Annotated in this window: 24 protein-coding genes, 1 pseudogene and 1 riboswitch; of the genes and pseudogenes, 9 read left to right on the top strand and 16 right to left on the bottom strand. The window is 64.3% G+C overall.

The annotated features are described in order from the left end of the window. Positions 1–80 precede the first annotated feature (80 nt). The 4 genes from ACFE72_RS16490 (at position 81) to ACFE72_RS16505 (ending at position 2,760) form a co-directional block, all read left to right on the top strand. Positions 81–467, top strand: a complete 387-nt coding sequence (locus ACFE72_RS16490; protein ID WP_375414188.1) for a CidA/LrgA family protein — start codon at positions 81–83, stop codon at positions 465–467. Beyond that, entirely contained in the window at positions 464–1,186 is a 723-nt protein-coding gene (locus tag ACFE72_RS16495; RefSeq protein WP_375414189.1) for an LrgB family protein, read from the top strand. Before ACFE72_RS16490 ends, ACFE72_RS16495 begins: the two co-directional genes overlap by 4 nt. A 76-nt stretch (positions 1,187–1,262) precedes the next feature. Then, on the top strand, positions 1,263–2,042 hold the full coding sequence (locus ACFE72_RS16500; protein WP_375414190.1) for a sulfite exporter TauE/SafE family protein: 780 nt from the start codon (positions 1,263–1,265) through the stop codon (positions 2,040–2,042). A gap of 37 nt (positions 2,043–2,079) precedes the next feature. Then, the gene (locus ACFE72_RS16505; protein ID WP_375414191.1) at positions 2,080–2,760 is read left to right on the top strand and encodes a DsbA family protein; all 681 of its coding nucleotides are present in this window, start codon (positions 2,080–2,082) and stop codon (positions 2,758–2,760) included. 74 nt (positions 2,761–2,834) lie between these two features. Here ACFE72_RS16505 and ACFE72_RS16510 read toward each other — a convergent pair whose 3' ends face one another. From ACFE72_RS16510 to ACFE72_RS16560, 11 genes and pseudogenes are all read right to left on the bottom strand, one after another. Then, positions 2,835–3,041 carry a hypothetical protein gene (locus ACFE72_RS16510; protein ID WP_375414192.1) on the bottom strand — a complete coding sequence of 69 codons (207 nt, stop codon included), beginning with the start codon at positions 3,039–3,041 and terminating at the stop codon, positions 2,835–2,837. 105 nt (positions 3,042–3,146) lie between these two features. Further along, positions 3,147–4,013 (bottom strand): hypothetical protein, encoded by an 867-nt coding sequence (locus tag ACFE72_RS16515; protein WP_375414193.1) that lies wholly within the window; start codon positions 4,011–4,013, stop codon positions 3,147–3,149. A 9-nt stretch (positions 4,014–4,022) separates the two neighbouring features. Then, complete coding sequence (locus ACFE72_RS16520) at positions 4,023–5,351, bottom strand: hypothetical protein (protein ID WP_375414194.1); 1,329 nt, start codon at positions 5,349–5,351, stop codon at positions 4,023–4,025. A 405-nt stretch (positions 5,352–5,756) separates the two neighbouring features. Beyond that, entirely contained in the window at positions 5,757–6,572 is an 816-nt protein-coding gene (locus ACFE72_RS16525) for a hypothetical protein (RefSeq protein ID WP_375414195.1), read from the bottom strand. A gap of 37 nt (positions 6,573–6,609) precedes the next feature. Next, positions 6,610–7,734, bottom strand: a complete 1,125-nt coding sequence (locus ACFE72_RS16530; RefSeq protein ID WP_375414196.1) for a DUF2252 family protein — start codon at positions 7,732–7,734, stop codon at positions 6,610–6,612. Positions 7,735–7,810: 76 nt separating this feature from the next. Then, complete coding sequence (locus tag ACFE72_RS16535) at positions 7,811–8,881, bottom strand: NAD(P)/FAD-dependent oxidoreductase (RefSeq protein ID WP_375414197.1); 1,071 nt, start codon at positions 8,879–8,881, stop codon at positions 7,811–7,813. Then, the gene (locus ACFE72_RS16540; protein WP_375414198.1) at positions 8,878–11,880 is read right to left on the bottom strand and encodes a LodA/GoxA family CTQ-dependent oxidase; all 3,003 of its coding nucleotides are present in this window, start codon (positions 11,878–11,880) and stop codon (positions 8,878–8,880) included. Before ACFE72_RS16540 ends, ACFE72_RS16535 begins: the two co-directional genes overlap by 4 nt. 108 nt (positions 11,881–11,988) lie before the next feature. Beyond that, entirely contained in the window at positions 11,989–12,546 is a 558-nt protein-coding gene (locus ACFE72_RS16545; protein WP_375414199.1) for an HNH endonuclease, read from the bottom strand. Positions 12,547–12,652: 106 nt separating this feature from the next. After that, on the bottom strand, positions 12,653–14,080 hold the full coding sequence (locus ACFE72_RS16550) for an alpha/beta fold hydrolase (protein ID WP_375414200.1): 1,428 nt from the start codon (positions 14,078–14,080) through the stop codon (positions 12,653–12,655). A gap of 88 nt (positions 14,081–14,168) precedes the next feature. Next, a pseudogene (locus ACFE72_RS16555) lies at positions 14,169–15,137 on the bottom strand (peptidyl-alpha-hydroxyglycine alpha-amidating lyase family protein). A gap of 95 nt (positions 15,138–15,232) precedes the next feature. Then, positions 15,233–15,811: a gamma-glutamylcyclotransferase gene (locus tag ACFE72_RS16560; protein ID WP_375414201.1), complete on the bottom strand. Its 579-nt coding sequence runs from the start codon at positions 15,809–15,811 to the stop codon at positions 15,233–15,235. A 102-nt stretch (positions 15,812–15,913) separates the two neighbouring features. On the opposite strand from ACFE72_RS16560, the gene ACFE72_RS16565 reads away from it, so the two are divergent. Beyond that, a complete protein-coding gene (locus ACFE72_RS16565; RefSeq protein WP_375414202.1) occupies positions 15,914–17,104 on the top strand; it encodes a DUF2125 domain-containing protein in 1,191 nt (396 codons plus the stop codon). 41 nt (positions 17,105–17,145) lie between these two features. Here ACFE72_RS16565 and ACFE72_RS16570 read toward each other — a convergent pair whose 3' ends face one another. Genes ACFE72_RS16570 through ACFE72_RS16580 form a run of 3 tightly spaced genes read right to left on the bottom strand, consistent with a single transcriptional unit; the run spans position 17,146 to position 20,056 of the window. Further along, positions 17,146–18,087 carry a prephenate/arogenate dehydrogenase family protein gene (locus ACFE72_RS16570; protein WP_375414203.1) on the bottom strand — a complete coding sequence of 314 codons (942 nt, stop codon included), beginning with the start codon at positions 18,085–18,087 and terminating at the stop codon, positions 17,146–17,148. Then, positions 18,084–19,181 (bottom strand): pyridoxal phosphate-dependent aminotransferase, encoded by a 1,098-nt coding sequence (locus tag ACFE72_RS16575; RefSeq protein ID WP_375414204.1) that lies wholly within the window; start codon positions 19,179–19,181, stop codon positions 18,084–18,086. Before ACFE72_RS16575 ends, ACFE72_RS16570 begins: the two co-directional genes overlap by 4 nt. 26 nt (positions 19,182–19,207) lie before the next feature. Next, positions 19,208–20,056: a chorismate mutase gene (locus tag ACFE72_RS16580; protein WP_375414205.1), complete on the bottom strand. Its 849-nt coding sequence runs from the start codon at positions 20,054–20,056 to the stop codon at positions 19,208–19,210. Positions 20,057–20,229: 173 nt separating this feature from the next. Beyond that, positions 20,230–20,309: riboswitch (SAM riboswitch) on the top strand. Between the two features lie 87 nt (positions 20,310–20,396). Between ACFE72_RS16580 and ACFE72_RS16585 the strand changes: the two genes are divergently transcribed. Both ACFE72_RS16585 and metW read left to right on the top strand, forming a co-directional pair. Continuing rightward, positions 20,397–21,590 (top strand): homoserine O-acetyltransferase, encoded by a 1,194-nt coding sequence (locus tag ACFE72_RS16585; RefSeq protein WP_375414206.1) that lies wholly within the window; start codon positions 20,397–20,399, stop codon positions 21,588–21,590. A 1-nt stretch (position 21,591) separates the two neighbouring features. Beyond that, entirely contained in the window at positions 21,592–22,260 is a 669-nt protein-coding gene (gene metW, locus ACFE72_RS16590) for a methionine biosynthesis protein MetW (protein ID WP_375414207.1), read from the top strand. A 95-nt stretch (positions 22,261–22,355) separates the two neighbouring features. On the opposite strand, the gene ACFE72_RS16595 is transcribed toward metW, so the two are convergent. Beyond that, the gene (locus ACFE72_RS16595) at positions 22,356–23,219 is read right to left on the bottom strand and encodes an alpha/beta fold hydrolase (protein ID WP_375414208.1); all 864 of its coding nucleotides are present in this window, start codon (positions 23,217–23,219) and stop codon (positions 22,356–22,358) included. 225 nt (positions 23,220–23,444) lie between these two features. Here ACFE72_RS16595 and ACFE72_RS16600 point away from each other — a divergent pair, with 225 nt between their 5' ends. Beyond that, the gene (locus ACFE72_RS16600) at positions 23,445–24,089 is read left to right on the top strand and encodes a TIGR02594 family protein (protein ID WP_375414209.1); all 645 of its coding nucleotides are present in this window, start codon (positions 23,445–23,447) and stop codon (positions 24,087–24,089) included. 138 nt (positions 24,090–24,227) lie between these two features. On the opposite strand, the gene ACFE72_RS16605 is transcribed toward ACFE72_RS16600, so the two are convergent. Continuing rightward, positions 24,228–24,998 (bottom strand): MOSC domain-containing protein, encoded by a 771-nt coding sequence (locus ACFE72_RS16605; RefSeq protein WP_375414210.1) that lies wholly within the window; start codon positions 24,996–24,998, stop codon positions 24,228–24,230. A gap of 219 nt (positions 24,999–25,217) precedes the next feature. On the opposite strand from ACFE72_RS16605, the gene ACFE72_RS16610 reads away from it, so the two are divergent. Then, positions 25,218–26,218: Clp protease N-terminal domain-containing protein (locus tag ACFE72_RS16610; protein WP_375414211.1), on the top strand; the 1,001-nt coding region annotated here is incomplete at its 3' end.

Genomic DNA, 26,218 nt, shown 5'->3' on the forward strand with positions numbered 1-26,218 from the left:
GCTGCCGCTACGCCACGCCGGACGATTGACAACCGTCCGCATCGGCACCCTGATGCGGGAGCTTGCCGCCCGGTGCTTTCATGATCGCTAGCCTCAGCCTCCTATTGTTGTGCCAACTCGCGGGCGAGATAGTGGTGCGCGGGCTTGCGCTGCCGATGCCGGGCCCGGTGATCGGCCTCGTGATGCTGCTGTTGCTTTTACTGGCACGTGATCGCTTCGCGGCGCTGTCGCGCGGACCGTTGCGGCCGGACCGCGTCGAAACCGTCGCAAAGAACATGCTTGCGCATCTCTCGCTGTTGTTCGTTCCGGCCGGCGTCGGCGTGGTGCAGAAGCTCGATCTGGTTGCCGAGCATGGCCTGGCCGTCACCGCCGTGCTCGCGCTCTCCGTCGTCATCACCCTGCTGGTGACGGTGGCAACGTTCCTGATCGCGAGCCGGCTGATGGCGCGAAAGCCGGGCGCGCCATGAGCGGCGCTCCGTTCGCGCTTTGGGTTTATCTGTCGCAGACCCCGCTGCTGTGGCTGACGGTGACGCTGCTGGTCTATGCCCTCACCGATGCGGTATCGCAGGCGACGCAGCGCAATCCGCTCGCCAATCCCGTGCTGCATGCGATGTGGATCATCGCAGCGTTCCTGATGCTGACAGGCACCTCCTACACCACCTATTTCGGCGGAGCGCAGTTCGTGCATTTCCTGCTGGGGCCCGCGACCGTGGCGCTCGCGGTGCCGTTGTATGAAAACCGCAAGGTGGTGGCCGCGGCGGTCCTGCCGATGCTGGCCGCGCTGGTGGCGGGCTGCGCCACCGCAATCGTCTCCGTGGTAGTGCTGGCGCAGGCTGCGGGTCTGCCGCGCACCGTGGTGTTGTCGCTCGCGCCTAAATCGGTGACGGCAGGCGTTGCCATGGGTGTCAGCGAATCACTCGGCGCCGATCCGTCGCTGACCGCGGTTGCGGTGGTGTTTACCGGCATCATGGGAGCGATCATCGTCACGCCGCTGATGAACCGGATGGGAATTACAGATTTTCGCGCGCGCGGTTTCGCGGCCGGGCTTGCATCGCACGGCATCGGCACGGCGCGCGCCTTCCAGGTCGATGCGGTCGCGGGCGTGTTTGCGGGCATCGCCATGAGTCTCAACGCGCTGGTGACCTCGCTGCTGGTGCCGCTCACGGTGACCCTGCTGGTGCGCTGAATTGATCCCGGCGTCATGGAGCTATAGGCTGACGCTGCTCCACGCTCGCGCCGGCCAGGGAGGCACCTCCGCATTGATGATCTCCATGATCCAGGGCATGTTGGGGCTGGCATCGGGGATGCTGGTCGGATTTTCGCTCGGTCTGGTTGGCGGCGGCGGATCGATCCTGGCGGTGCCGCTGATGGTTTATGTGGTCGGTGTGCCCGACGCGCATGTGGCGATCGGGACCAGCGCGGTGGCCGTCGCCGCCAACGCTGCGGTCAATCTGTCGAACCATGCCCGAGGGGGCACCGTGCGATGGTCGTGCGCGCTGACATTCGCCGCTGCCGGCGTCGCGGGAGCCTTCGTCGGGTCGATTGCCGGCAAGATGGTCGACGGCCAGAAACTGCTGGCGCTGTTCGCGCTGCTGATGCTGGCAATCGCCGTTCTGATGCTGAAGACGCGATCGCGGGTCGGTCTTGCCGATGCGCGGATGAGCTGGACCAATACGCCTGCGGTGGTCTCGCTTGGACTTTGGACCGGGACGCTGGCCGGCTTCTTCGGCATCGGCGGCGGATTTTTGATCGTGCCGGCCCTGATGCTGGCAACAGGCATGCCGATCATGAATGCGATCAGTTCGTCACTGGTCGCCGTCACCGCTTTCGGGATGACAACCGCGGCCAGCTACGCTTATTCCGGGCTGATTTCCTGGAACCTCGCGGGATTGTTTGTCGCCGGCGGTATCGCCGGCGGATTGATCGGCACCCGCGCCGCACAGCGTTTGGCAAACCGCCGCGGCGCGCTCAACATTGTGTTTGCGGTGGTCATTATTGCGGTGGCGCTGTATATGCTGGCGCGCAACTTGTCCCTATCTTGAGGGTTGATATTCCCTATCAGCCCCCCGGAGGCCAGCCATGCAACCATTTTTTGATCCGTATCGGCCGCCTGCCAGCCCGACGCGGCGCGAAATGCTCGGCGTGATGGGGCTGGGCGCCGTCATGCTTGGCATCGACATCGCGCCGGGATCGGCGCTTGGCAAGGAGGACGGCGGCAATGTGCTGAATGAAAGCGCCGTATTGCGCGATCCCGATATTCCGGCAGCGGGGAACGTTGATGGCGATATCACCATCGTTGAATATTTCGATTTCAACTGCCCGTATTGCCGCAAACTCGAACCCGAGCTGCGGCAGGTGGTGCAGGACGACGGCAAGGTAAAGCTGGTGTACAAGGATTGGCCGGTGCTGGGGCCGATTTCTATTGCCGCGGCGCGAATGGCGCTGGCGACAAAATACCAGGACAGATACGTGGCCGCTCACGACGCGCTGATGGCCACTGCCTCAAGACTGACCGAACCGCGCATCCGCGAACTGCTGGCCGGCGCCGGCATCGATGTCGACCGCGCAGCCAGGGACCGCGACAGCAACGCCGCAGCGATCGACGCTATTCTGGCGCGCAATAACGATCAGGCCACCGCGTTCGGTTTCAGGGGTACTCCGGCGTTCATCATCGGAAAATTCCGCGTTCCCGGCGCGCTGACCATGGCGCAGTTCGATCAGGCCATCGCCGACGCAAGGAAGGCAGCGGCGAAGAAATAATATGTTGAAGCGCAGCGGAACCCACCGCACAACCGAGAAGGCGGGCTGTGCTCGACACGCCTACGGATGTATCATCACTTCGACGATAGCTTGATCCAGTCATCCTGGGCGCGTGCTTTCAACGCATTCCAGTCGGTCGCCGCCACGTCCCAATTGACGATGGTTCGGCCGGCCTGCGTGACCTGGCCACTGCCAACGGTCGAGGTCGCCATCGAATCGCGAATGTAAACGCCCACGATCAACAGCAGCGCACCCAAAATCATTCCGAGAAAAACACGCATGAGGAGACTCCGATGACGGCTGACAACGTGATCGGCTGAAGATGGTTCCGATGTCTGCCGGAGCCGGAGCGGGCACGCGGCGGGCACCTCGGGATGCCGGTCGTATTACGAACGCACTTTAGGCGCGGGCGATGGCAGTGCGGGTGCAGTTTGCGCCGGGCTTGCAGCGGGCGACGCGCCGGTCGTCACGATGTTCAAGGCCTGCAGTTCATCGGGCTTGAAGATGAACAGTCTGTCATGCGGCGTCTCCATGGCATGCACCCAGACCTGCAGGTTGATGCCCATGTCGCCGAGATAGCGCTGGCATCGTGCCGAGATGCGTTGCGCCACGTCCATCTCGTCCCGCGGCGCAGCGCCGGCCGAACCGATTGCAGCCACCTGATGCACGCCGATCGCGGCCTTGTCTCCTGCCCGGCGCTCGACCCCGCCCGCAAACAGCAGCGGACAGGATGACGCGCAATATTTCCCCGCCTCGACTTCGGTGGCGAATTTTTTCGCGCGGATGAGCCGGCCCATCGCCAGCGCATCGGTTACCGAACCGCCCGGTGAATTCAGCACCACGGTCTTGATGTAATCGCCACGCTTTGCGATCTCTGCCGCGAACGCTTCCGATATGCCCGGCGTGATGGTGCCGGTCGCCGTCAGCCTGCCGCCGCCCGTCAGTTCGAACGTCATCGGCTTGGCCATCGCGCCATCCGGCTGCGGCAGCGGCGCCAGTCGTTTGTCGCCGCCGGGCATCAGCGGGGCGAGAATCGACGGCATTGGCAGATCGAAACCAGGCTGGACCGTCTCCGCCGGGGTCTGTGTGGGATCGGGGCTGCCGGTCCATCCGTTGGTGGTGGCAAGGTCGGCGGCGAGCGTCGCGACCGTCACGGCAACAACGCTGCGGAAAATCCAGCGCAGCACCTGTTGGTCGGGATTGTCCGACAGCCAGTTGTAGAACCGTTGCGACATCGTGACGGATTGCTGCATGACGCGCGCCTACTTGATATGCCGCGCCGATGACAGCGAGGTGACGTTTTCGTCCACGGCTGCGGCCGGCTCGATCGCCGGCCCGCTCCCAGGCGCGGCTTCGCCGGGCACCATCCGCCGCGCCTCTTCGACCTCGCGCGCCATCCGCAAGGCCGCGACCAGTTCGCCCGCGGTCATGTTCGATGCGCTGACGGCGGGAAGTCCCTCGCGCCGGATCGCGGCATGCACCACGCAGAGGATCAGCACCAGCACCGCCGGCATCAGGTCGATCGAGATCGCGCCGGCCCAGCTCGGGATGAAATCGCCGGCGTAGCGCAGCACCGCCTCGGCCGGGGACATCGCCTGAAAGCGCGCCGGCTCGACGCGCGGCGTTGCGAGGATTTTCTCCGCGGCCTCCGACAGTGACGCCGCCTGCGCCGCGATCGAGCTTTCCACCTTGCCCACAACCGCAGTCTGACGATCCGCGAGATCGGAGCTGCGTCCGCCCGCGGCCGGCGCGATGAAGCCTGACGACAGCGAAGCCGCGGCGCGCTTTACCGCCGGTGCTACGGACGTCTGCTGCAGATTGGCGATCACGCCCATCAGCGCCAGCGATTCGGTGGCGAACGCGTCGCTGCGCGTTGCGATCGGTCCGCGGTCGGAGATAAGCTCGCGCATCTTCGCCAGATTCTTGCCGCCCTGCTCGAACAGCGCCGAGACGCGCTTGCCCGAGGCCTGCACCTCCTGACCGAGACTGTCGAGCTGTCCGGACATCTGCGTCAGAAGCTGGACCACGGTGCCGGAGCCCGCCGTGCCGGTCAGCGATCCCGCGCGCTCCGCATCGGCCAGTTTTGCAAAGCGCGACGACGCGAGCTGGATGTCAGGCAACAGACCTTGGGCTGCGATGGCGTTGCTGTTGGCGGTGTCGAGATCGCGGGTATAGTTCTGCACGGTGATGGCAAGATGCTGCTGGATCGCGGCGGCGCCCGCCAGCGCCGAGGCGTTGAGCCAGGACGACATCGCCACGATCATCAGCGAGCCGAGCAGCATGCAGCCGGCCATCAGGCCGCGGCCGGTGCGGCCCACGACATGGGGCATGAACTGCATCAGGAACACCCAGAACGCGTAGATGCCCACGGATACCGCGACCGAATAGATCACGGCTGCGAAGAACACCGTGGTCGGACTGCCGTTGAGCAGTTCGCGGACGCCAAGATAGGTGTAGACACCGGCCGCCAGCGCCAGGATCGCGGTCGTGAGCTTCAGGGTGACTTCGAGCCGCGCGACGCCGTTCGACAACAGCAAGGAAGCGGGAATGCGCGACACGGACGGCGGTGCAACGGCATTATCGGAAGCCATGATGAGAGTCCCGCTGCGGTTCAGTACCGCTTTGACCAACGCCCCCGTTGTTCGCTAAGTGCTTTGTATCTGAAGACAAATTCCGACGAGATTATGTCTGTGCGGATCAAAAGACAACGTTCGGCAAGCCCGATCAGGTCTTTGGCGAAAGGCGACGGTGCGCAAGCAAGAAAGACGTGGATGGCCAGGACAAGCCCTACCGGATTCACATCTGGTCATACGCGGGCTTCAACCGCGTATCCATCCATCTTCGAAAGAGTCGTTTCGAAGCGGATGGATTGCCGGGTCAAGCCCGGCAATGACGGCCGAGAGGTGTGCATAGGGTAGGGACAAGCCCGGCGATGGCGGAGCTGACCCTGTCAGGCCTGGCCCAGGTCGTCATGGCCGGGGCCTGCCCGGTCCCCCTCAATTGATGCACCTGCCGACGTCGCCGCTTGCGGTGGAAGCCTCGTAGCTGCCGGGGTTTACCGGCTGGCCGTCGAATAGCACCGGCAACTGGTTGGCGATGCCGAAGTCGGCGGCGCCGCGCCGCCGCTCGTTGAGCAGACGCGCGATATTCCATTCGTCATGGGAGCCGTAGCTGAAGGCGACCGACGCCTTCAGCCCGTAATAATTGCGGAAGCCGAACTTCGTCAGCTTGCCCTGATCCACCGCCTTCTTGAATTCTGGATCGGTGGCGGCGCGGCTGTCGAAATAGGCTTCGATCGTGGTGAAGTCGCCTTCGCCGGAGAGCGCGAAGAAGCGTCCGAAATCCGTCGGTCCGACGAAGTAAAAGAAGTCGAAATCCTCGCCCATGCCGCGCGGGCCCTCGAGTATTGTCGTCCACATGTACATGTAGTCGGCGCCGGTGGCGCCCGCCGGCAGGTTTCCGGCGGCACCGGGATCGAGCATCCATGCGGAGGATGCGCCGAAGCGTTTCTCGATCCTGTCCTTGGACTGCCGGGCGATCTCCTGGTTGATCGGGAAATAGCCGCCGCCGGCGGGCGAGAGCGGAATGCTCATATAGCCGATCGATCTGCCGCGGCCGCGCTCGTCGGCCAGCATCTGGCGGATGCGAGCGATATTGGCCTCGATCGCGGCCTTGTTGTCCGCATTGATGCAATAACAGATGTTGAGCGCGGTACATGCCGTCGTGGAGGCCGCCGGGGCGGCCTGCGGGGCGATCAGCGTGCCCGCGGCAGACGCGGCGAACGCAAGGCTGCGAAGGGATGGCCTGGACATCTGAACTCTCCGTCTTGTCGATCGACCGGCGATGCGATTACTTGCGCGGCGCGTAGCGCCACTCCTCGTAGTCCTTCCTCACCGAATCTGCGGCGGTCTTGGCTGCGTTGAACAGCCAGTCGCGCGGCCGTTTCTTCAGGTCGCGCCGCAGCGCCTCGACACCGGCCGAGCCCGCGGCATGAATCGAGGCAAGGTCGAAAGCCATCGCCTGCAGCAGATAGTCCTTCAGATGCGTGGCGGCATCCTCATCAAGCTCGATCTTGCGGGAGTCGGGAGCAAGGCGGCGGAGGATCCACCCGTCCTGGACATCGAGGAACGGATCCGGCGCGCGATACTGGCCTCGCGCCAGTTTCAGGAAGCCCGATGGCTGCGCGCCATGCACACAGGTCCAGGCCGAGGGGACGAGTGCCTTGGCTTCGCGCATCACCCGTCCGCCGCGCCAGTCGGCGATCGCGACGTAGCGCGGGCGCCCCAGGCTGCCGCCGCCGGCAATCCGCCGTCGATAGCGGATGCCGGTCGCTCCCGTTGGCAGGCTAGCCTTCAGGAGCTGCATGACATCGCGCGGCGGCTTGCCGCCCGCCTTGCCGTCGATCAGCGGATATTTCTTGGCTTTGTCGATGTTCTTCCAGAATTTTCCGGTCTCCAGGTCGGTGCCGATGGCATAGGAGCGCAACCAGGTCTCGCCTTCGTCGAGCAGTGCCGGTTGCGGCAGCTGAAGCCCCTCGCGATAACCGGCGATCAGGATGTGCGCGACCTTCGTGTTGGGCACCGAGCGGTCGGGCGCCAGCCGGATGCTGGTGGCAAGGCGCACCAGATCGAGCACGTAGGGCATCACGGCCGCTTCGTCGAAGTCGTTGACGCCCCAGACCAAGCGCCCGTCGGCATCGCGCCAGGTGCCGAAATTTTCCAGATGCAGGTCGCCGACGGCCAGGACTTCCGGAGCATCCGCCAGTTCGGGACAGAGGGTCGGGATGCTTTTAGCCCAGCGGAAATAGGTCGCCCGCAGGAACATGAAAGGGCTGTCTTTCATCCGTTCGTGCTTCGCCGCGAGGTCCTTGTCGACGACGTCGCACTGTTCTTTCAGCCAGGTTTCGTATTCGGCATTGGCTTCGACAAAAGACATCGTGATCTCGCAAGCGGGCGGGCCGGCTACCTGCTTCATTCGTCGCAATCCTATCTCAGGATGCGGCGTTGCGAAACTCGCGGATTGCGTCAGGCGCATGAAATCCTTCGTCCGGTCAGGCGATCTGTTCGAGCGGCCGGATGCAGGACGACCAGAACGGCATCGATCGCCATCGGCGCTCTCGCAGATACACTTCGCGATGACGTCGGGAATAAACCTTGCGGAGGTGGTCGAGGCGGCCGGAATATTCATCGAGCGCCGCGGTTTCGCCATCGAGCGCCTCGGCGATGCAGTCGCTGGCAAGCGCGCCGTGGTGAATAGCGGCAAGCATGCCTTGCCCCGACACCGGATCGAACGAGAGAGCGGCGTCGCCGCAGGCGAGCCAGCCTTCACCCGAGAACCGGGCGAGACATGCCCCGCCGGCCTCGATCGGAGCGAGCCGCGTCGCAAAGCGCGCGGGCGGAAATCGCGTCCTGATGTGGATCGTCTCGTTCAACGCATGCGACCATGCGTCCGGCTGTTTGGCGAAACCCGGCGCATCGTCGATCGCCAGATGAAAGCCTGCGATCGATCTGCCGTCCGGCAGGTGCGCCGCATACCACCATCCGTGCGGAGTGGCCTCGATCATGGTGCGGTCGAGCCGCGGACCATCGTTGGCGCCGACCCGATACACCGCCGCCACGCGCGCGTCGCGCCGGCGCGCGATGCCCAGATGTTTCGCCAGCAACGCACGGCGGCCGGTGGCATCGACAAGCCATCGCGCCGAGACGGCGGAGCCGTCGCGCAGTAGTGCGTTCCAGCCGGCGCCCCGGCTGACCCGCACCACATTCGCGGAGCGAAATTCGGCGCCGGCGGCGATGGCATTCGCCCTGAGCGCCGCATCGAATGCGGTTCGATCGAGCAGCAGACCGGGGCCTTGCGGATCGTTGATCGAATCGATCGCGATCAACTGGTCCGATCCCCAGGATGACAGAACGCCGCCGACCCGCACGTGCCGGTCCGGCCGGAAGTCGATCCGAAGCCTGTGCAGCAAGTTTACCGCCGCAGCCGCCAGATGCTCGCCGATCTTGTGCCGCGCCGGATCGACGCCGTCGGCCAGGACGACCCGAAGCCCGCGGCGGGCAAGCAGCGTTGCGGCCACGGCGCCCGCCGGTCCGGCGCCGGCGACCAGCACGTCGTGCATCATCGTTGCAGCGGCCGGATCCGCACGTTCCGGGCTTCCTGGAGCTGCTCCTCGCTTTCCCAGCCTGCACGCGCGGTCCGGCTGAGGGGTTCGGAAGGGCGGGCGAGCGCCCGGCTGATTCTCACAGATTCGGTGTGAAGTTTGCTGGCGGCCAATGATTCGACGAACATGATCGGCGGAAAGTCGGGATCTCCCTCGATGCCCGGCCGCTGCTCGACGATTCCCATCGCGCCGAAATGCGCGATCATTTTCGCCATCACTTCGGCGACCGAGCCCTTGAGGATGGCCCGCTCCCAGTCCGGACGATGATTGAACGCCGCGATCCGTTGCTCGCGTGGAAGCGCGGTATTGATGACGGTTTGGTAGTCCTCCTCGGTCAGCACCTGGTTTGGAACCCGTGCCGGCCAGAACGTCGGCACATAAGGATCATAGGCGGTGTCGTATCCGGAGCGGCAGAACGCCGAATCCCCCTGCCAGGGAAGCGCCATCCAGCGCGTAATGTCGCCGGGACCCTGGGCGTACAGCGGACCGCCGGGCTTCAGCGCGGTCTGCTGGTCGAGGGTGTCGCCATAGTCGGGGTCCGGCTCGCCTTCCCGGCGATGACGAATGCGAAACGGCTTTTCGTACATGCTGGCATGGCGCATCGGCCAGGTCATTTCGCAGCCGGGATGAAAAGCGTCGGCGAGACAATAGGTCAGCGCCGCCCGGTCGAGCATCGCGGGCCGTTCGTCCAGCGGGAAGTTCTCGAGCCTGGTGCGCGCGGGCGCGGCTGCCGGCGTCCAATCGTCGATAAAATCGCCCGCGACCCAGCGTCTCAGCGCAACCTCTTTCACCGACGGAAGATGCAGATAGTTGTCGGGCGCATCCGTTGCAAAGGATCCGTAGGAGTCGCCGTAGATCCATGGCCATGGATGCGGCCACAATGGCGGCTCGTCCACCCTTGGAAAAGACGGGCGGAAACTGTTGAAGATGACCTGCCGTAATTCCGCATAGGGATCGGACCTGGTGGCCGGATCGGGCTTGCGGCCGAGCTTGGCGATGAAGTCGGGATTGTCGAAATCCATCGGACAGCCGCGCCCGAACAGGGTCGCGAATCCCTTGTTTACCCACTGCAGACCGGACAGCCGCTGCAGCACGGGCAGAATGTCGTCCTTGAACGACACGGTTGCCGGCATCGGCAGCCAGCCGCATTGGACATAGACATCGACCAGAAGATCGTACAGCGGGCGCCATCCGATAATGTCGGGCGCATAATTCGGCGGCGCGACCGCCACCCAGGCGCCTTCCACCGGTATCGCGCGTCCATCGATCGAAACGGCGGCGGTGACCGGGCCATCGGATATGTCGTCATACCAGTCCGCCGCATTGTTGAATGAATTCGGATTGGCGGGGTCATAAACCGGTGCGCCCGAAGGCGACGCGGATTTGCCAAGGCCGCCGAGCACCAGCAGGCGCCCGAGGTCGTCGGTCTGAAGTTCGCCGAGCGTCACCGGCGTGCCTTTAAACGTCCCGGTGTCGAACACGTGACCGGCGCGATCGGTGACGGATTTGCCGGCGATGCTGCGCGGGCCGGGATCGATTACCAGCGTCTGCCGGCTCGCGCCGTGGATGGCGGGATTGCGGCGCGGAACCGACAGCGTAGCGGCTTCGGGAATATCGAGCGCCGCCTGAAATTCGTACCACTGGGCTTTTCGGTTGGCGAGATGAACGGTCCAGCGAATGTCGGCATTGTCCGGCGTCAGTTCTCCGACCACCTTGCCGCCGGCATTGTAGCCGTAGATGCGGAAGCGCGCCGCCTGCCGTTTCAAGGCGCCGCTCACGGGATCGCGATAAAAGTCCGGGGTATGGGCGAGGGGTGCGACGACCTCAGGCCCGACGAAGAATTCCGTCGGGCTGTCTCCGATCCGGGCGACGCCGATCGCCGGATGAATGGCGGCGCGGACCACGACGCCGTCGACGCAATCCGGAAGATCGAGCGCAGGCTTCGGCTGGTCGGGCTCGGCCGCCGGAATGCCGTTGACGTCGTGGCGCGCCTGAGCCGACGCGGCATAGACGGCCCGGCGCGCCAGAGCGATCGAGCCCTGCGGCTCGTGCTCCTTGGTCACGCGCCAGATGTTCCAGGAGAGATTTTCGCCATAGCCGGCCTGGCCTCTGGCCGCGACGTCCTGCTGGCCAAGGATCAGGTCGGCGACGTGGATGGGGACACTGACGGTTTCATCCCAGCGCACGCTTGCCTTGTCCAAGGGGAAATCCGCCGACCCGTCGCCGAACTGGACCATGAAACGGAATCGGATTTCGCCGGTCTTCAGCCGCCGTTCCAGATCGGCGGCGAGATAGGTTGGATCGGCGGGCGCCTCGATCGGCGGATCGATCCGGATCTCGGGTTCGAGCTTGTATTTGACGAAGCGCGGCCCGAAAGCGAATGGCACGCAGCTCCAGTAATCGATCCCCAGCGCACTTGCGACCGGGTGGGACATCTCGTTGAGAAGATCGTTGGTTTCGGGATGCGCCTTCAGATACGAATCATAGTCGTGCTCGACGACGCCGGCGCGGGTGAAGGCGCACATGTCCTTGGCGGTGTCGACGAAGAACACGTCGAAATTCTGCAGAATGAAATCGGCGGTAGTGTCGTCGGGCCGTCCGAAAATCTTCGGCCCGGGCACGCCGAACAGCTTGATGCCCACGCCCACGGTGGTCTTGAAGTCGCTGATGGTCGGCAGCGTATCCGAAGAAAACCGCACCCAGGCCGGATATTCCGATCCCGCAAACAGGCCGACCTTGAGATCGGCCGGCAGATCGGGACGGATCCTGAACGTTCCGTGGACGACGCCGTGCGGCTTGAGAAATACCGGCCGCAAGGCGGGACACTGTCCCTGCCTGATGCGGCCTGCCTGAACCATCCCGACGAACATTTGCGTCAGCGAGGCGATCGGATCTTTCTCGCAATCAACGGGGGTGGAGGTCGTGGTTTCGGTCGAATCGGCGGTTTCTGAAAATCGCATTTTTGACTCCTGCAATATGCATTGGATCGCAACCTCACAATCCGCAACCATAGGAAGAGCAAAGGGGCAGGTCTAGCCGGAAGCTGAATGCAGAGACGCGCGTTGGACTCACGGCTCCAATTCGGTATCCCAGTACAAATAATCGAGCCAGCTGTCGTGCAGATAGTTTGGCGGGAACAGCCGGCCGTTGCGATGCAGTTGATGCACCGTCGGCGCGAACGGCGCCTGTTTTGGAAACATCCGTGCCTGCTGCGGCGTCAGGTTGCCCTTGCGCAGGTTGCAGGGAGAACACGCCGCGACGACATTTTCCCAGGTGGTCTGGCCGCCCTTGGAGCGCGGCAGGATGTGATCGAAGGTGAGATCGTCGGCGGCGGAGCAATACTGGCAGGCGAAGCGGTCGCGCAGGAACACGTTGAACCGGGTGAAGGCCGGATGCGTCGACGGCCTGACAAAGGACTTCAGCGACACCACGCTCGGCAACTGGATTTCGAACGAGGGGCTGCGCACGGCCCGGTCGTAATGCTCGACGATGTTGACGCGATCGAGAAATACCGCCTTGATCGCGTCCTGCCACGACCAGAGCGATAGCGGATAGTAACTCAGCGGCCGGAAGTCCGCATTCAATACCAGTACCGGCCAACCGCCCTGCGAAACGTGCGCGTTCACGCGCGAGCCTCCATGAGCTGCGAAGCAGCGCCAGACCATATACTACAGGCAGCGCGGCGGGATTGTGAAGAGCGTCGGCAGGTTATCCTGCGCAGGCGCGTTCAGGTCAGTGCCCCGGCCCGATGAAAGCTTTCATCTCCTCGAGGAACCGCGCCAGCGCCGGTTCGCCTTCGAGCATGATGTGGTTTTCGCTCTCCAGCGGGACGAAGCGGGCTCCGGGAATGCCGGCGGCGAGCCGCCGGCCGGATTCGAACGGTACCCTGGCGTCATGACGGGCGTGCATGACCAGCGTCGGCACCTTGACCTGCGACAGCAGCCCGCTCACATCCGCTTCGCCATTGGCCAGAAGATTGCGCGCGGCGTCGGCGGCCGAACAGCAGATCCGCTGAAACTCGTTGAACCAGTCGGCCTGTTCCTTGCTGGCGCCAGGAATAAATTGCGATGTGAACATCTGGCGGAATGCCGGGTTCTCTTGCCCCCATCCCAGCCGCATCAGGGTGACCATGGCTTCGCCGGCCTGCTTGTCGGCGTCGGTCCGGGCACGCTTCTTCCAGCCGACGGCAAATCCGCCATGCAGAATCAGACGGGAAACGCGCTTCGGATGCCGCACCGCGTAGGCGATCGAAACCGCACAGCCTTGCGAGATGCCGAGCAGGGCGAAGCGCTCGATGCCGGCCGCATCGACGACGGCTTCGAGGTCGTCCACGAAATTTTCAAATTTGACGTCGGGTATCTCGCGATCCGACAGCCCGTTGCCGCGCGCGTCGTAGCGATAGAAAGCGTGATCACGCGATAGCTCATGGTAGAAATCCCGCCAGATCGGGCTCTCGAAATCATATTCGAGATGGGTCATCCAGTGGCCCGTCTTGACCAGCGCAGGACCCTGGCCGGTTCGCGCGTAAGCCAGTTGCACGCCGTCCTTGCTCTGGCAGAAACGGATTTCCTGTTCGTACGGCGTGGCGGCGGCCTCAACTGTTTGCGAAGGCGTCGCCGCGACCGAGTCGGGCAGGGCCTCGATATCCCTCGCCGTAATTCCGAACACGCCCACCGCCCGCGAGATATTCTTCACGGCCTGCTCGCCGAGATCGGAGAAGGCGACCGACAGCTTGTCCCTGATCTGGTCGTTGGCCGCCCTCGAGATGCAGACGCCGCCGGGTTCGCACAGCGTTTCCAGGCGCGCGGCGATATTGACGCCGTCGCCGAAGATATCGCCGCCGTCGATGATGATATCGCCGAGATTGATGCCGATCCGGTACACGATCTGCTTGTCGCCGGATACCCCGGCGTTGCGCCGGACCATCGCGCGCTGAATGTGCACCGCGCAGCTTACGGCGTCGACCACGCTGGCGAATTCCACCAGCATGCCGTCGCCGGTTGTCTTGACGATGCGGCCGCGATGCTCGGCGATGGTCGAATCGATCAGATCGCGGCGATGCGACTTGAGAGAGGTAAGCGTCCCCATCTCATCGGCGCCCATCAGGCGGCTGTACCCAACCACATCCGCAGCCAGAATTGCTGCCAGCCGGCGTTGCATGGCATTCCCGTCGAATTGTCTTCAATCCGACAAGTGTGCCCGCGATCAACCGCGCCGACAAGCGTGAAGAAGCCGGCAAGCCGGCCTGCTAGACGCGTTCCAGTTTCTGCAGGCAGCGCGTTACTGCCACCTCAGGTGGCATCGGCATATCCGGAAAACTGGTCTTCCAGTCGGTGACGCCGACTTCGCCGACATAGATGTCGCCGCGGGAATCCAGCGCGATGCCGTGCGGCGCCAGGAATTTGCCGGGTTCGACGCCAGGGCCGTTCTCGCCGCCGAGCCGCGCGATGCGCTTGCCCTGGAAGTCCACGATGCTCAGACGCGGGCCGAGATTCGGCACTTGGCTATTGACGGCCATGCCGGGCCCGAGTTCGCCGATCACGAAGTTCGGCTGCGTGCCGCCGCAGCAATGCAGCGCGCAGGGACGGTGCAGGTTGTTCCACTGCGTCTCGTATTTGCCGTTGCCGTCGAACACCTGGACGCGGTGGTTCTCGCGGTCGGCCACATAGACGAAGCCGTCCGCGTCGGTGGCGATGTTGTGCACGATGTTGAACTGGCCGGGATCGCTGCCCGGCTCGCCCCAGGTTTTGATCAGCCTGCCATCCGGCGTGTATTTGTGCACGCAGGCATTGCCGTAACCATCCGATACATAGATGTCACCCGCCGGTGACAGCGCGGTGTGGGTGCAGCGGTGGAACGGTTCGCCGCTCATGAACGGCTTAGGCCGGTTCGGGATACCGATCGTCAGCAGCACCTTGCCGTCGGACGAGCATTTGCGCACCGTATGGTCGCCGTCATCGGTGCAATAGAAGTTGTCGTCGGCGTCGATGTGCAGGCCATGGGCCCGGTTGAACAGCCCTTCGCCCCAGCTTTAGATGAAATTTCCTTCGCGGTCCAGCACCACCATCGGGTGGCTGCCGCGATTGAACAAATAGACCCGGTCCTTGGAGTCGACCGCAACCGAGGCGACGTCGGTGAGATTCCACCCCTCCGGCAGCCTGGCCCAGTTCTCGACCACGCGGTAGCGGTGCTCGCCCGCGCCCAGAAGTGCCGGCATATGTTTCTCCCCGATAGGCATTCTGTTGACGAGGAATGTCGCAGACCGCGCGACGCAGCGCGAGGGCTTTTTCAAAGGCGCGGGTTTGCGCGGGGCTACCGGTGCAGCGGGGTGTCGTCGTGCAACATTCCGGCAAGCTGGTGCAATTGCCGGTCCTGGCAGCCTTGCGCGTCAAGCGCGCGGACCGTGGCCAGCACGTAGTCCCGGTTCGGTCCGGACTGGCCATGGCCCTGCCGCACGTGGCGGATCTGCTCGGCCAAGGACAGCCGCCCCGCATATTGCACGTGCCCGCGGTCGACCACATAGGCCAGCGCGCTGACGCGCTGGCGCGCGTGGTTTTCGAGCCATACCGAGCGCATCACCTCGCGATAGACGCTGGTGACCTGCTCGCGCGCGCGCAAATATGCGACGGTCGCGATACGATGCTTCTCCGCAACCCGGAATGCGATTCCCCGGCAGGCGCCGCCGCGGTCGAGGCCGAGCACGAGGCCGGGCTTTTCCGGCGTTCCCCGGTGCACAAACGAGTAGACGCAGAGCGCGCGGTGCTCGCCGATCAGCCGTGCCGGGACCTGCTCGATGAATTCGAAGCCCGGCCGCCACATCAGCGAGCCGTAGCCGAACACCCAGAGGTCGCCTTTGGGAGATTTCGCCTCGGACAGGATTTTGGCTGGCATGGCGCGCACGGCTAGCAGAATTCCGCCTCCGATGAAAATGCGTTAACTTGATGGCGCGCCTGCATCGTGCAATTGACAAATTCCTCGGATCAAGGTCGCCGCATGTCCGATATGACCCTCGCGCCACGCCCGCAGCGGCTTTGGCGGCTTTTCCTCATGCCTGTCCTGTTGCTCGCCGCGGCCATCGCATGGTGCGCGTTCTGGTTCCATGCGGCGTCGAAGGTCGATGAGACGGCGGATGCCTGGCGTGCCCGCGAGGCGAAATCGGGCCGGGTCTACGACTGCGACAAGCGTTCGGTGGCTGGCTTCCCCTTCCGTTTCGAAGTTTCCTGCAGCGGCGCCAGCGTCGCGCTGATGGCGCAGACCGCGGCTGCGCCGCAAGCCCCGATCACGGCCCGGCTCTCCGAAATCCTGGTGGTGGCGCAAGCCTATGATCCCAAACTGCTGATCGCGGAGTTCACCGCGCCGGCGACGATTTCCGGCATGGATCGGCAGCCTTTCATGACGGTGAACTGGAGCAAGGCCCGCAGCAGCATCGTCGGCCTGCCGGCCGTGCCGCAGCGCGCCGCCATCGTGTTCGATGATCTGGTCATCGATCGTATCAACGCTTCGCTGCCGACGCCGCTGGCGCGCGCCGGGCATGTCGAGCTGCACGCCCGCCTGGCCGATGGCTCGGCGCAGGATCATCCGGTGATCGAAACCGTGTTGCAGATCGCCGGCGGCAGTTTGCAGGACCTGCATCCGCTTCTCATCGAACGGTTCGATGCCGATCTGCGCATCCTGTTCAGCGGCCTGAAGGATTTTTCGCCAAAGCCCTGGCCGGAACGGTATCGCGAAATGCAGGCTGCGGGCGGCCATGTCGAGGTCGTGCAATCCCGGATCGCGCAGGGCGACCTGATCGCAGTCGCCGCGGGCACCCTGGGTCTCAGCCCCGGCGGCGGTCTCGACGGCGAATTGCAGATGACGGTTGCGGGGTTCGAGAAGGTAATCCCGGCGTTGGGAATCGAGAAGATGCTTGAACAGGGCGTGCCGCAGGCGACGCTCGACCGCGTGGTTCCCGGCGTGAAAACCCAGGACGTCAACAATCTGCTGGGTGCGCTGAATCGAGCCATTCCCGGCCTCGGCAACGTGGTCAAGCAGAATGCCAATATCGGCGTTGCCGCCGGCATCAATTCGCTCGGCAAGGAAGCCGTTCTGGAAGGCAGGAAGGCGCGGGCATTTCCGCTGCGCTTCGTCGACGGCGCGGTGTTTCTGGGGCCGCTCAAGGTGGGACAGGTGCCGCCGCTGTTTTGAGAACAGACAGATCTGGCGTCCTTGCGGGGACGACGGGCAGATTACTCGGCCTTCTTCCCCAGCTGCGCGTGCGGGCGGCCGAAATCGGGTGCCGCGGAGTCCTGGCCGATTTCGACGATGCCGCGGCGGATCGCGCGGGTACGCGAAAAATGCTCGAACAGCGCCTCGCCGTCGCCGCGTCGAATCGCCCGGGTGAGTTTTGCCAGGTCCTCGTTGAAGGTGCCGAGCATTTCCAGCACGGCGTCCTTGTTGGTGAGGAATACGTCGCGCCACATGGTCGGATCGGACGCGGCGATGCGCGTGAAGTCGCGAAAACCGCCGGCGGAGAACTTCAGCACCTCGGATTGCGTGACACCTTCAAGCTCATCCGCCGTGCCTACGATTGTATAAGCGATCAGATGCGGCAGATGGCTGGTGATCGCGAGCACCATGTCGTGGTGGTCCGGCGTCATGGTCTCGACCTTGGCACCGAGCCCGGCCCAGAATGCGCGCAGCCGCTCCACCGCGTTCGGATCGGTGCCTTCCGGCGGGGTCAGAATGCACCAGCGATCGATGAACAACTCGGCAAAGCCGGCGTCGGGGCCGGAGTGCTCCGTCCCCGCCACCGGATGCGCGGGAATGAAGTGCACGCCTTCGGGCAAGCAGGGCGCCATGTCGCGTACGACCGCGCCCTTGACCGAGCCGACGTCGGAAACGATGGCGCCGGGCTTGAGATGCGGCGCGATTTCCTGGGCGGCCAGGCCGCAGGCGCCGACCGGGACGCACAGGATGACGAGGTCGGCGTCTTTCACGGCCTGCGCATTGGTATCCGCCACACGATCGACGACACCGAGTTCCGATACCCGCGCGCGGGTTTTTGCCGAGCGCGCGGTGGCGACGATTTCTCCTGCCAACCCCTGCGCCCGCGCAGCGCGCGCGATCGAACCGCCGATCAGCCCGAAGCCGATCAGCGCGATCCGTGGAAAAACCGGCGCGGCGTTCACTTCCGCCCTGTAAAGTCGCGCAAGCCGTCGACCACCAGGCGGTTGGCTTCCTCGGTGCCGATGGTCATCCGAAGCGCGTGCGGCAGGCCGTAATTGCCGAGCGCGCGCAACACCAGTCCGCGCCTGGTCAGGAACGCGTCGGCATCGGCGGCGGTCTTGCCCTGTTCCAGCGGAAAATGGATCAGTACGAAATTCGCAACGCTTGGCGTCACCTTGAGGCCGAGCTTGCCGATCTCCGCGGTCAGCCAGTTGCGCCAGTGCTCGGTATGCGTCCTCGACATCTCCATATGCGCGGTGTCCTCGATGGCCGCGACGGCCGCCAGCATCGCCGGCGTCGAGACGTTGAACGGTCCGCGAATCCGGTTGACCGCATCGACGATATGCGCAGGACCGAACATCCAGCCGATCCGCAGCGCCGCGAGGCCGTGGATCTTGGAGAAGGTGTGGGTCATCACGGTATTGTCCGTGGTCGCCACCAGTTCGATGCCGAGTTCGTAGTCGTTGCGCGAGACGTAGTCCGAATAGGCGGCATCGAGCACCAGGAGCACATGGGGCGGCAATCCCGCGCGCAGCCGCTTGACTTCGTCGAACGGCAGGTACGTTCCGGTCGGATTATTGGGGTTGGCGAGCCAAACCAGTTTTGTCCGTGGCGTGACCCGCGCCAGGATGGCGTCGACGTCGGCGGTGAAACCGGTTTCCGGCGCGACTACATTGGCGGCGCCGTTCGCTTTGGTCGCGATCGGATAGACCAGAAAACCATGCGCGGTGCTGATCGCCTCGTCGCCGCGGCCGAGATAGGTGTGCGCCAGAAGATTGAGAATCTCGTCGGAGCCGGCGCCGCAGATGATGCGGTCGGGATCGAGCCCGAAGGCGCGGCCGATCGCCTGGCGCAACACCCGCGACGTTCCTTCCGGATAATCCTCGAGATGCGCTGCGGCTTGCCTGTAGACTTCCATGGCCTTCGGCGAGGGGCCAAACGGGGTCTCGTTGGCGGACAGCTTGAACACCTTGCGGCCCGGCTCCGGCACTGGGCTTTTGCCGGGCGTGTAGGGCGCAATATCGAGAATGCCGGGATTCGGCATGGGTCGGGACATCGTCAACTCCGGATATTCGGGGCAGGCTATTTCGCCGCCCCGCTGGGGACCACCGTATAGCGCCTTGCGTGGCTGCCGACGAGAGCCGTCGAGCGCACCGAGGCGCCGGCTTCGATCAGCGCCGATCTGATCTTTTCCACGCTCTGGGCGCCGGCCACCGAAACCAGCAGCGCCGCGCCGTCACAGGCGGCGTCAGGCACCGCGACGATCTCCGCCAGCGGCGACAGCGCGCGGGCGACTTCCGCGTTCCACCCCGAAACCCGCACGCTCCACGTCTCCACTTCGGTCACCATCGCGCTGTCGGCGACGCGCGACACCACGAACACCGGCAACGCGGCGGGGTGATCGGCGCGTTCGATGAACGGCAGCCGGGCGATGATTTTCGGCGCGCCGTCGGTCTCGAGCGCGATCCACCATGGCGCGCGGCTGGAAGTCGCGGACACCAGCGCAAGATCGCCTTTCGATCTGGCCACGGCTTCGACCGCCGCCGGCGCGTTGAAATGCGCGACGAAGGGAACGGTGAAGCCGAAATGGAAGCGGGCCGAATCCCGCATCGTGGATTCCCCGAGTGACAGATCCGCATGCACCGAAAACGGCGCCTGGACGTAAGTGAACGTCGAGATGATGACGCGCCAGATACTCTCGACCGTATCGAGCGGCAGGATGCCGCGATGGCGCTCCGCCAGCCGCCGCATCATGTCGGCCTCGCGCGCCGGACGGAACGCGGAGCCGATCTCCTGGGTCTGCTTGACCTGGATCAGGCGATCGATGATGTCGCCGCGCGCCATCAGCAGACCGTGGACCTGCTCGTCGATGGCGTCGATCTCTTTGCGCAGCAGCTCGAGCGAGGGCGGCGCCGGGGGCGGTTGGGACATGGTGAGTGACCTACAACCATCCTTCGAAGCCCGCCGCAAGGGCCAACCGCCCCCCGTCATCGCGAGCAACGCGAAGCAATCCGGTTCTGTGCGGTCGGAAAAACCGATTGCCTCGTCGCTTCGCGCCGCGCAATGACCAGCCGTCTTGACGGAAACCTAGCTTGGGATTAGCTTGGCCGTTCTGTGGTCATTTGAGCCGGCCGGCTTGCAGCCACGTTAAATAACTTGCTAAACAGGCCGGGGACAATTTGATCCCGGCCGAACTCATTGTTCAGGCCGGGTTTTTTTATGGCCTGATTTCCCGTGCTGTTGTGAAACCTCCAAGGAGGTCGGACCCAAAATGGCAAATGTGAAGTCGATACCAAGCCTGGCTGTCCACACCGAGGAGCGCGCGCACGAAGCGGATCATCCGTCTTCGCAACTGGCGCTGTTCGGCGCGGACCAGCCGTTGCGGCTGGATTGCGGCATTGATCTGACGCCATTCCAGATCGCCTACCAGACCTATGGCGAACTCAACCCCGACAGGTCCAACGCCATCCTGATCTTCCATGCGCTGACCGGCGACCAGCACGTTGCCAATGTGCATCCGGTGACCGGCAAGCCCGGCTGGTGGGAGACCATGGTCGGTCCCGGCCGGCCGCTCGACACCGACAGGTATTTCATCATCTGCTCGAACGTGATCGGCGGCTGCATGGGCTCGACCGGGCCGGCAACGACCAATCCCGCCACCGGCAAATTGTGGGGTCTGGATTTTCCCCTCATCACAATTCCCGACATGGTGCGCGCGCAGGCGATGCTGCTCGATCGTCTCGGCATTGAAACGCTGTTTTGCGTGGTCGGCGGCTCCATGGGCGGCATGCAGGCGCTGCAGTGGACCGCGGCGTATCCTGCGCGGGTATTCTCGGCGCTGGCGGTGGCCTGCAGCACGCGGCACTCGGCGCAGAACATCGCGTTCCACGAGCTGGGGCGGCAGGCGGTGATGGCCGATCCGGACTGGCGCGGCGGCCGCTATTTCAAGGAGGGCACCGATCCGCATCGCGGCCTCGGCGTCGCGCGGATGGCCGCCCATATCACCTATCTGTCGGATGCCGCCCTGCATCGCAAGTTCGGACGCCGGATGCAGAACCGCGAACTGCCGACGTTTTCCTTCGACGCGGATTTTCAGGTCGAGAGCTACCTGCGCTACCAGGGCTCGTCGTTCGTCGAGCGGTTCGACGCCAACAGCTATCTCTATCTGACGCGGGCAATGGATTATTTCGACATCGCCGCCGATCATAAGGGGGTGCTGGCGGAAGCGTTTCGCGGCATCCAGACCCGGTTCTGCGTGGTCTCCTTCACGTCGGACTGGCTGTTTCCGACGTCGGAAGCACGCGCCATCGTGCACGCGCTCAATGCCTCCAGCGCGCGGGTGTCCTTTGCCGAGATCGAGACCGATCGCGGCCACGACGCCTTCCTGCTCGACGTGCCGGAGTTTTTCGAAATTTCCAGGGCCTTTCTGGAATCGGCCGGCAAGGCGCGCGGCCTGAGGGCATAGCATGACGGCGCAGCAACAGGTCTTGCCGCTGCCGGAACTTGCTGCGCGCGGCAGCGAAAATTACCGCGGCGATCACCTGCTGGTCGCGCAAATGGTCGAGCGCGGCTCCAAGGTGCTCGATGTCGGCTGCGGCGAGGGCGACCTGCTGCAACTCTTGGAAACCCGCGGCATCGACGGCCGCGGCATCGAGCTGTCGCGCGAGGGCGTCAACCGCTGCGTCTCAAAAGGCCTCGCGGTGGTGCAGGGCGACGCCGACACCGACCTCGTCAACTATCCCGACGATGCTTTCGACTACGTCATCCTGTCGCAGACCTTGCAGGCCACGCGGCAGCCGCGCGTGGTGCTGGAAAACCTGTTGCGGATAGGACGGCGCGCCATCGTGTCGTTCCCGAATTTCGGCTTCTGGAAGATGCGGCTGCAACTGCTGGTCGGCGGCCATATGCCGCGCACGGAAAATCTGCCCGCGACCTGGTACGACACGCCGAACATCCATTTCTGCACCATCAAGGATTTCGTGCAGCTCTGCGACGAGATCAACGTCAAGATGGAGCGTGCGGTCGCGCTCGATCTGTACGGCCGGCCGCTGCGGCTCAACGCGCCCTGGTGGTTCTGGAACATGTTCGGCGAGCAGGGCGTGTTCCTGCTGAGCCGCGCGGGCAAGGGCCGGTAACCCGTCAGGCCCGGCCTTGGGCCGGGCATCCACGTCTTTCTTGCTTCGGCGAAAGGAAGAGGTGGATGGCCGGGACAGCCCGGCCATGCCGGGAATCATGGCCGCACCGACCGCGGATCGCGCGCTCCCCAGCGGCCGGCTTCCGCCTGCACCAGAAACCGTTCCAGCGTTTCGTTGAACAGCGCCGGCTCTTCCAGATTGAGCACATGGCCGGTTTTCGGGAACATCGCCAATCCCGAGGTTGCGATGCGCTTCTTGAGATAGAGGCTGGCCTCGACGCAGGAATCGTCCTCGTCGCCGACGATGATCAGCGTCGGCAAGGTTAGGCGGCTGATGTCATCCTCGAACTCGTAAAGCGGCGGCCGCCCGCGCTGAAAGCCACGCTGGGTGTGGGCCGAACCCTGCACATCATGCTTTGCGAGCGCATCGTAAAATTCCTTGAAACCGCGCGGGTCCTTTATCAGAAACGGAATTCGCCCGGGTGCCATGCCGGAAACCTTGGCGACGACGTCGGGATCGCCCTTTTCGAATTCCTCGGCATGCGCCATGCATTGATCGCGAAAGCCCTGCAGGCGCTCTTTCTCGAACCCTGAACCGACACCGGCCAGCGTCAGCGACAGCGCACGCTTCGGCATCTGGATGCCGGCCTGCAACGCCGAATAGGCGCCCATCGACAAGCCGACCAGATGGGCGGCCGGAATTTTCAGGTGATCGAGCACCGCGACCGCGTCGTCGCGGAAGTGCTGGTAGCTGTAGGCATCCGCCGAATCCGGGATGTGCGAGGGGATGTAGCCGCGCGCCGAATAGGTGATGCAACGATGGCTGCGCGAGAAGTAACGCATCTGCGGCTCCCAACTCGCGTAGTCGGCGGCGAATTCGTGCACGAACAGGATCGGCGTGCCGCTTCCGACTTCTTCGAAATACAGGCGCACATCGTCCTTGGTGTCGGCATAGGGCATGTCGGTTCCTTTCGCATGGCAGCCATGAAAAATCGCAGTTGATGTTCGCCGCCGCAATGAGGCAGGCGCAATCTTCCCGGTCATGAAATGATCCCGATATGACCCTGAAATCAATCCCGCGCCGCCGCATCGCGTCTTGCTCTCGCCACACGCAATTCGTCTTACCCCCGGGACGCTGGGCCTTCACGGGCTCGACCGGGAATAGGGTGTAAAAGAGGATTGAGTATGGTTCAGTTTACTGCGTTCCGCCGGTTGCTTGGGTTCATCGTGCTGGCGGCAGCTTCGTTGGTCTTCGTCGCCTCGGCAACGCCGGCTTCCGCAAGGTCTCATCATCACGGCGCAGGTCGGCACGCCCGCGCGCATCACGTCCATCATTACTTGCATCGCCACTTGCATCATCGCCACAGGCATCATCATCGCCGCCACGTCGCGCGGGCCGCGGCTGAAGACGCCGGTACCACCCGGTCGCGCGCGCATATGACAAGCGGTGCCAGGGTATCGCCTGCCGCGGCTCGCAGCTCGTCGTCGGCTGTCGTCGCCGAAGCGCGTCGCTATATCGGCGGCAATCCCACCGGCCGCGGCCGGCTGTGGTGCGCACGCTTCATGAACATGGTGCTGCAACGCTCCGGCCTTCACGGCACCGGTTCGGACATGGCGCGTTCCTTCGCAAGCTACGGCCATCGCGTGTCCGGCCCACAGGTCGGCGCCATCGCAGTGATGGGCCGGCGCGGCGGCGGGCATGTCGGCGTGGTCAGCGGTATCGACGCGTCAGGCAATCCGATCGTCGTATCCGGTAATCACGGTCACCGCGTCGCCGAGTCGGTTTATTCACGCAGGCGCATCTACGCCTACGTCATGCCGACGGGATGAGACAGGCCGGTGCCCCGGACGCAGCGCGGCGCCGCACCACGCGACGTGGTGCGCTGCGGAGCCGGGGCCGTAACGGACTCCGGCTGTGCGGAGCGGCATGAAGCATGCCCGCACCACGTCCGGGACAGGCGCGGATACTCACTCGTTGCTGACCTCATCCCCCTCGGCAATGTCGCCGCCGGCAATCACCTCTGCATATATCCCGCAATCAATATGCCCCAACCGGCGCATCAGCGCCTTCAGGATGTTGAGGTCGCGCGCGGCGGTGTCGGGATCGACGTTGATAGCGGCGCAGCGCTTGATCCCCTTCACGACCTTCAGGCGCGCGCCGCCGATCGTAAGGGGCCGGCCGATCAGGTCGAACTCATGCCAGGCCGGCCAGCCCCTGACATAGAGATTGGCCCTGAAGCGCAGCGGATGCACCGGCTGGCCGACGATGTCTTCGATGGCTTCGAGGCTGTCGAGATTGATGATCGAAACCACCTTTTTGGAATCGTCGGAAAAACTGTGGTCAATCCCAGAAAGGATCTTAGGCGGTCCGTTGACCAGGTCGGCAAAATGCGAGGCAAGAAACCGCTCGATGGCGGCACGGCCTGGCGCTGTTTCAAGATCGCCCTGGGCCGAGATCGAACCATTGCGGCAAACCGTCAGGACGTTACTCGCATCGTCGAAACGGGTGTGCAGCCCGGCTAGCCATTCGTCCCGCATCAGCATCAGGAAGTGGGTTTTCGGCATCCACTTCGGCTGCGCCGGATCGAAGCCGCTGGGGCCGTTTTCGATGGCATAGCGGCGGTCGGCGGGCAGCGTCTGGCCGACGCCCAGCGTGACGCGCGGAAGCTGCTCGGGGGACAGGCCCTTGACCGGATAACGGTAAAGACTGGCGATTTCAGCGCGGAAGTTTTCGGCCATCCGGCTGTCTAAAAGATTTCCGGGCAGGGCGCCACTGCATGAATTTGCGATGCCGCCTCTTCACTTTGAGACGTCCTGTTCCCACATTTGCCCCAAGCCGGAACACACCGGCGACGACCGCCGGCTGATTGAGGAACGTCAATGCGGCAGGCGGAAACCCAGTGAAGATGCCATGTCCGTGCCTGAAGGGGCGGATCGGCAGGCTGAGGGAAACCCACCATGAATATTGAAAAATACACCGAACGCGCGCGGGGATTTATCCAGTCGGCGCAGTCGCTCGCGGTGCGCGACGGGCACCAGCAGTTTTCGCCGCTGCATATGCTGAAAGTGCTGCTCGATGACGGCGAGGGGCTCGCCGGCGGTCTGATCGATCGCGCCGGCGGCAATTCGCGGGCCATCCTCAAAGCCACCGAGGATGCACTCAACAAGCTGCCCAAAGTTTCCGGAAGCGGCGCCGGACAGGTCTACCTGGCGCCGGAACTGGCGCGGGCGTTCGACGCGGCGGAAAAAGCCGCCGAGAAGGCCGGCGACAGCTTCGTCACCGTCGAGCGGCTGCTGCTGGGCCTGACGCTCGACAAGGACAGCGACGCCGGGTCGATCCTGCGCAAGGGCGGCGTCACGCCGCAGACCCTGAACGCGGCGATCGAAAGCCTGCGCAAGGGACGCACCGCCGACAGCGCCACGGCCGAAAATGCCTATGACGCGCTGAAGAAATATGCCCGCGACCTCACACAGGCCGCGCGCGACGGCAAGCTCGACCCGGTGATCGGCCGCGACGAGGAAATTCGCAGAACGATCCAGGTATTGTCGCGCCGCACCAAGAACAACCCGGTGCTGATCGGCGAGCCCGGCGTCGGTAAAACCGCCATTGTCGAGGGCTTGGCGCTTCGCATCCTCAACGGCGACGTACCGGAAAGCCTGAAGGACAAGAAGCTGCTGTCGCTCGATCTGGGCGCGCTGATTGCCGGTGCGAAATATCGCGGCGAGTTCGAGGAGCGGCTGAAAGCCGTGCTGCAGGAAGTAACCTCGGCCGAAGGCGGCATCATCCTGTTCATCGACGAAATGCATACGCTGATCGGGGCCGGCAAGGCCGACGGCGCCATGGACGCCTCCAACCTGCTGAAGCCGGCGCTGGCGCGCGGCGAACTGCACTGCATCGGCGCCACCACGCTCGACGAATACCGCAAGCATGTCGAAAAGGACGCGGCGCTGGCGCGGCG

This window comes from uncultured Bradyrhizobium sp. (assembly GCF_964252615.1).
Classification (GTDB): Bacteria; Pseudomonadota; Alphaproteobacteria; order Rhizobiales; family Xanthobacteraceae; genus Bradyrhizobium.